Here is a 6,412-nt window from a genome sequence, read left to right on the forward strand (position 1 = left end):
CGCGCCGCCGAGCGCGGTGCGAGCGGTGAACTGCAGGTCGTGCAGCGCGTGGTCGGCGACGCGGTCTGTCGTCCGCTCCCGCAGCTGGTCCAGCGGGCGGGAGAACACGAACCGCACCTGTAGCGTCTGTTCCAGCTCGCCGATCCACTCCTCAGCGTGGTCCAGCACTCGCTCGCACGGCCCGCAGCCCTCGGTGACGAACACCAGCAGAGCCGCGCGCTGCGCGGTGAGCTGGGTGAGGGTGACTAGGCGGCCGTCGGGCTGCTGCAGCACCGCAGCCGGGATCGGGGAACGCTCGTAGTCCAGCAGCTCGTCCTCTTCTAGAACCGGCTCCGCAGAAGCGGAAGCGGCTGGGGCGTCGGCATCGGGCGCGGCGACGCGTCCCCCGATCGTGGCGGCGGTAAGCACGATCGCGATCAGCAGCGCCATCCCGAGCCCGATCAATCCCATCGTGTCCTGTACCAGCAGAGTGGTCATCGCGCCGGTCGCGGCTGCGACCACCGTCAGCACGCCCAGCACGCTGAGGATCACGTTCCGCACCAGCGTGGCGCGGGAGACGGTGGGGGAGGCGAGGGTGCCGAAGCAGGAGCATTGCACCTGCTCCTTAAAGGTCAGCGCCCGCGCGATGATCACAAGATAGGCGAACATCAACAACGTCACGACACCCGCGATCACCATCTGCACCGGCGAGAACGGGATCCACAGCGCCAGCGCGAGCACGATCTCCATCACCGGAAGCACCGAGGCGACCGAGGCGTGCATCGTCGGCAGCGGGAGGCGCAGCGAGCGCATCGCATCCTTGGTTTCTTCGCGCGCACCGAGCTTTGCGAGCCCGGAGATCAGCAGGGTGATCGACAGCAGGATCGGTGCCGCCAGCAGCACAGCCATTCGGGGAGCCTCCTTTCATCGCCCCGGCCTTCGGGACGGCGTCCCCTCCATTGTCCGGCATGGGCGCCCGCCTGAACGGGGTCGGGCCGGCGGTTCGCCCACGGCGCATCCGAGTCCGTAGGCCCTACCCTGGAGCCATGCCCACCGACGCGCACCAGGCCGCTACCTCCGCCCTCGACGCCGTCCGCCGAGGCGAGATCCTCGCCGACGTCGCCGCGCTGCGGGACTCCTTCGCCGCCGGCACCACCCGGCCGATCGAGGCGCGGATCGCGCAACTCGACGCCCTCGCCGCCGGACTCCGCGCCGAGCGTCCCCGTCTGCTGAAGGCGCTCGAGATGGACCTCGGCAAGTCCCGCACCGAATCGCTGATCACCGAGCTCGGTGTTGTCGCCCAGGAGATCGCGCATGTGCGCAAGAACCTCCGTGTGTGGCTGCGACCGGAGCGCTTCGGACCCGGCCTGCTGCTCGCGCCCTCCAGCGGACAGATCCGCCGCGAGCCGCTCGGGACCACGCTGATCATCTCCCCGTGGAACTACCCCGTGAACCTTGCACTTGCCCCGCTGATCGGCGCGATCGCCGGCGGGAACACCGCGATCCTCAAGCCCAGCGAGGTCGCCCCGGCCACCTCCGCCGCGCTCGCCCGCCTCGTGCACACCCACCTCGACCCGGCCGGGGTGAGAGTGGTCGAGGGCGCGGTCGAGGAGACCGCGCTCCTGCTCGAGCAGCGCTTCGACCTGATCTTCTACACCGGCAACGGCGCCGTGGGGCGGATCGTCGCCCGCGCCGCGGCCGAGCACCTCACCCCCACCGTGCTCGAGCTCGGCGGGAAGTCCCCCGTGTTCGTTGACGAGGGCATGGATCTTGCCGCGACCGCGCGCCGCATCGTATGGGGGAAGTTCACCAACGCCGGGCAGACCTGCGTCGCTCCCGACTACCTCATGGCCACCCAGGCCACGATCGATCGCCTCGTCCCCCACCTGCGCCAGGCGACGATCGCGCTGTACGGCAGGGACCCGCGTCGCTCCCGCGACTACGGCCGGATGGTGAACCAGAAGCACTTCGACCGCGTGCTCGCCCTGATCGACGACGACAAGGCCGTGCTCGGCGGGACCACCGGGGCCGACCGCGAGGCCCGGTACCTCCCGCCCACGATCATGACCGGCGTGGACTGGGACGACCCGGTGATGGGGGAGGAGATCTTCGGCCCCGTGCTCCCGCTGCTCGAAGTCTCCGGTCCCGACGAGGCGATCGCCCGCATCAACGGAGACGAGAAGCCGCTGACCGCCTACGCGTTCAGCCCCCGGCCCGACATCGAGGAGCGATTCATCGCCGAGACCTCTTCCGGTTCCCTCGCTCTCAGCCACACCCTCGCCCACCTCGGCTCCCAGACCATGCCCTTCGGCGGGGTGGGGGAGTCCGGCACGGGGAAGTACCACGGCCGCACGAGCCTCCAGGTGTTCACCCATGCCAAGCCCGTCGTGAAGAAACCGCTGCGACCCGACACGCTCCGGCTGGTCATCCCGCCGTATCGCGGGGCGAAGCGAGCGCTGCTCGGACGGTTGCTCCGTTGACTCACTGCGGGAACGCGCAAATCGACCTAATCCGGACGTAGCGCGCCGTGCGGTGTGACACAACGACTGAACAGGGCCGCGTGACCGTTGCGCCGGTTTAGGTTGAATCGTACCTTCGCTACCGTTTAGTACGTCCCATTTCCGAGCCGGGTGTGGGTCGAGTCCGCACGCCGTGCCCGTGAGGAGCCATCAACACCAGGAGGGCGCCAATGACCGGCTCCGATCCCATCCCATCCGTCGGCACCTGCTGCGGGGCGCGGCCTGGGTTGCTCCTGCGGCCGCTGTGGCTGTTGCAGCGCCCGCGGTCGCTGCCTCGCCAACGCCTCTCTTGGGAGGCATCCTCGCCGTGTCGTCCATCACGGGCAGTGGCCCCTCGGGTCGTACGCAGACCATCACCATCAACGGCAGCGCTGCTTACCCGACGGCGGGCATCTGGATGGAGAATGTCCCGGCCACCCCGAATCCCACCGCGGCACGCTCCACGCTCTACCTCCCCGCTGCGGCATATGCGGGCCTCAAGTGGGGGCAGGTCGGAACTGACCAGACGTGGACGATCCCGGCGTCGTACAGCACCGCGCGCCCCATCAACGGTTACACCGCATATACCACCACCTACTTGAATCGGCCCAGGTTTGATGCCGCTGCTGTTTGAGTCGGGAAGGATGGACAGGCAGCCGTGGAAGATCGATTCCCAGCTGCGCGTGAGGTGCGTGCGGCTCGTCAGGGAAGACCAGCAGGAGTACCCCACTCTGACCGCCGCAGTCACCGCGGTCGCTCGGCAAGAAGGCGTCTCGCGGGAGTCAGTACGGCGCTGGCTCGCGCAGGCCGAGGTCGACGACGGAACCCGCCCCGGGATCACGAGCGAGGAGTCCGCCGAGGTCAAACGACTGAAGGCCGAGAACCGACGGCTGCGCGAGGACAACGAGATTCTTCGCCGGGCTTCAATTTTCTTCGCGGGGGAGCTCGTCCCGCGCAAGCGGGAGGTGCCCCCACCCCGCAACCGCTGATCCTGGCGTTCATCGAACGAGATGAGAGCCGAGGGCTACGCAGTCGAGCCGATCCTTCGCGTCCTGAGCCAGCAGGGCCTTGCGATCGCTGCACGGACCTACCGGGCCTGGAAGCGCCCGGCCCGCATCGCTGAGCGCACCGTCGCAGACGCCCTGGTCGAGGACAAAACCCGCGAGTAGAGTCCGAAGTGCTCCACTACGAGGCCCTCACCCCAGAGCCCGAACCCGCAAAGTAGCGGCAGAGAACCCGGGCCGATTCACCATCCGCGTGGCGCTCCTGGGGGTGACTATTCAGGGAACGCTCGCCGAAGTGGTGGACGGATCTGCCGTGGCGATCGAGGTCTTCCGGCTGGGCTGGCAGCCGGTGACGCCGGCAAACGATGTCCTCTCGACTCTCGTCGGTGGAATCGTCGGCGTCGTCGAGGGTGCGGTGGACCTAGCATTCAGTCGTGACGGTGTTCTCGACACGGCTCTCGACGGGGTGAACCAGCTCCTCGACGTGCTCTTCAGTGCTTTCGGTGACGGCGGTGTACTCGCGTTGACGGTGAATGCACAGAACGAAGCCGCCGAGTCGAGCTTCGTGCCGCCAGCGGAGTACACCGCGATCGAGCGCGGTAGATTCGACGTCGCCGCTCTGCACGTCGCCCTGCTGGACGGTGGTTCCCCGTCGGGTCTGCTGAATCTCTAGGTTGCTCGCGGCTCCGTCGGTAAGAACACGCCGCGTTGACTCCCCCGGCGTGACCCTCGATTTCGGGGGTTACGCGTGGGGTGGCGTTTCCCGCGCGTTTCCGGCGCCCGCCTCCGCCGGCTGCTCGCAGATCTCCTGCACGAACTCGATCACCGCTCTGCCGTCGTTGACGGGGCCGCCGGCGAGCTGGCCGTCGGCCCCCAGTAGCACCGCACCTGGCGCGCTCGTACCGCCGAGCGCGGTGCGGGCGGTGAACTGCAGGTCGTGCAGCGCGTGCCCTGATCACGGTCGTCGCGGACTGCTATCTCGCAGGTGTCTCCACGCGTCGCATGGACGAGCTCGTCTAACCCCTGGGCATCAACAGTCTCTCGATGTCGCAGGTCAGCAGGATGGCAGCAGATCTGGACGAGCACGTCGAGCAGTTCCACCACCGGCCGCTGGACGAGGCCGGGCCCTGCACCTTCGTCTCCGCCGACGTGCTGACCATGAAGGCCCGTGAAGGTGGCCGCGTGATCAACGCTGTCGTCCTCCTAGCCACCGGCGCCAATGGCGACGGGCACCGCGAAGTGCTCGGCATGCGGGTCGCGACCAGCGAGACCGGAGCTGCGTGGAATGGCTTCTTCGTCGACCTTGTCGAACGACTACGAGCTCATGCACCTCCATGTCGCCACCGACCTCGCCGATCGGATGCGCGAGCGCGGCATCCTCGTGCCCGGCGTCGACCGCGCCTGGCAGCTCGGCTGCGCCGACAAGCTCCGCATGGCCCAGCTGCTCGAGGGCATCGGGATGCCCACCCCGCGCACCGTCACCGGCGACGACGAGGCCGGCATCGCCGAGATCCCCGCCGCCTCCGAGAGCCTCGTGGTCAAGCACCGCCTCGGCAGCGGCTCCTCCGGGCTCGCGCTGGTCCCGGCCGACGGGGTCCGCGCCGCGATCGACGCAGCGATCGACTCCGCCCCCGCCCCGGCCGACGGCTCAGCCCCCAGCGGCCAGGATGTCGTGGTCCAGCCCTGTCTGCCCGGGCTCGAGCACGGCGTGGACATCGTGGGTGATCTGCGCGAGCCCGGCGAGCTGCGGGCCGTGCTCGCCCGCCGCAAGGTGCGCATGCGCGCCGGCGAGACCGACAAGGCCGCCTCCGTGGATCCCGCACCCTTCGTCGCCAACGCCGAGAAGATCGCCCGCGCGCAGCTCACCGGACTCATCGACACGGACATGTTCCTCGCCGAGGGCGGCGAGCCCTCCGTCATCGACATCAACCCCCGCTTCGGCGGCGGCTACCCCTTCGTGCACCTCGCCGGGGCCGACGTCCCCCGCTACTACCTCGCCCGTGCGCTCGGCCTCGAGATCGACGAGGACTGGCGGGAGTACGCCCCCGGCGTCATCTCCGCCAAGCACGAGAGCGTGCGCGTGACCTCGACGGAGGCTTGACCCTGTCACCTGCGGTCCTCTTGCGGCTGGATAGGGGCGGAGCCTGCGATCGGGGCCTCCTGGCCGGACTCGACGGCGCCTATACTTGATCAAGACCACCGAGCCCGTGAGCCTCGGAACTCGCAGCCAGAAAGGCACCAGGCATCGATGACCACACCACACCAGCCCATTTCCCGACGGAGACTGGCCCGCACGGCGGCATGGGCGGTGCCGGCCGCAGCCGTGGCAGTCTCCGCCCCCGCTGTCGCCGCCTCGCCCTTCCAATGCCCGTCGCGGACGTTCACGGCCACGAGCCCCCGCTCCGGGTCGGATCCGACCACCGGGACCTGGAGGGTCCCCGCCGGGGTGACGCGGATCTGTGTGACCGTGGTCGGCGGCGGGGGTGGAGGCGCCGCCAACGGCAGTACTGGAGGCGCCGGGACCCGTATCACCGGTGACCTGGCGGTGACGCCGGGCGAGGTCCTGTCCTGGACGGTCGGCGCAGGAGGGGTGCGACCGACGACCACGGGCGTTCGCGTGCCCCCGAACGCAACCGGCGGTGGAGGATATGGCAAGGGCGGCGACGTGATCTTCAGTGCGGAGTCCGCCGGGGAGGCGACCAACAACAACGTGAGTGGATCAGGGGGTGGGTCCTCGGCCATCGTGATCGGCACGGAGGTGCTGGTCGTGGCAGGGGGTGGCGGTGGCGGTGGGGGCTCGGCGCTGACCTCGTCCGGGTACCCGCAGTTCAGCGGTGCCGTGGCGGTCGGCGGTTCGGCCGGAGCGAATGGCGGAGGATCGGCGACGTCGCACCCAAGCGTGCCGAGCACCACGGCCACGACCAACGGGGG

Annotated in this window: 5 protein-coding genes and 3 pseudogenes; 7 read left to right on the plus strand and 1 reads right to left on the minus strand. The window is 69.4% G+C overall.

Translation table 11 applies throughout. The features are described 5' to 3' along the window. Positions 1 to 888: MauE/DoxX family redox-associated membrane protein (locus M4D54_RS13515; RefSeq protein WP_259892067.1), on the minus strand; the 888-nt coding region annotated here is incomplete at its 3' end. A gap of 137 nt (positions 889 to 1,025) precedes the next feature. Between M4D54_RS13515 and M4D54_RS13520 the strand changes: the two genes are divergently transcribed. From M4D54_RS13520 to M4D54_RS13550, 7 genes and pseudogenes are all read left to right on the plus strand, one after another. Further along, positions 1,026 to 2,459: an aldehyde dehydrogenase family protein gene (locus tag M4D54_RS13520; RefSeq protein ID WP_259803719.1), complete on the plus strand. Its 1,434-nt coding sequence runs from the start codon at positions 1,026 to 1,028 to the stop codon at positions 2,457 to 2,459. A gap of 346 nt (positions 2,460 to 2,805) precedes the next feature. Then, a complete protein-coding gene (locus tag M4D54_RS13525; protein ID WP_259784659.1) occupies positions 2,806 to 3,111 on the plus strand; it encodes a hypothetical protein in 306 nt (101 codons plus the stop codon). 10 nt (positions 3,112 to 3,121) lie between these two features. Further along, positions 3,122 to 3,643, plus strand: a pseudogene (locus M4D54_RS13530) (transposase); the annotation flags it as partial. 91 nt (positions 3,644 to 3,734) lie between these two features. Next, positions 3,735 to 4,154: a hypothetical protein gene (locus M4D54_RS13535; RefSeq protein ID WP_193865156.1), complete on the plus strand. Its 420-nt coding sequence runs from the start codon at positions 3,735 to 3,737 to the stop codon at positions 4,152 to 4,154. 263 nt (positions 4,155 to 4,417) lie between these two features. Continuing rightward, positions 4,418 to 4,795 (plus strand): annotated as a pseudogene (locus M4D54_RS13540) (transposase); the annotation flags it as partial. Between the two features lie 46 nt (positions 4,796 to 4,841). Beyond that, on the plus strand, positions 4,842 to 5,582 hold the full coding sequence (locus tag M4D54_RS13545) for an ATP-grasp domain-containing protein (protein ID WP_275579128.1): 741 nt from the start codon (positions 4,842 to 4,844) through the stop codon (positions 5,580 to 5,582). A 444-nt stretch (positions 5,583 to 6,026) separates the two neighbouring features. Continuing rightward, positions 6,027 to 6,412, plus strand: a pseudogene (locus M4D54_RS13550) (hypothetical protein); the annotation flags it as partial.

Origin of the sequence: Brachybacterium sp. p3-SID1565 (genome assembly GCF_025143785.1) — a bacterium.
GTDB classification, from domain to species: Bacteria; Actinomycetota; Actinomycetes; order Actinomycetales; family Dermabacteraceae; genus Brachybacterium; species Brachybacterium epidermidis.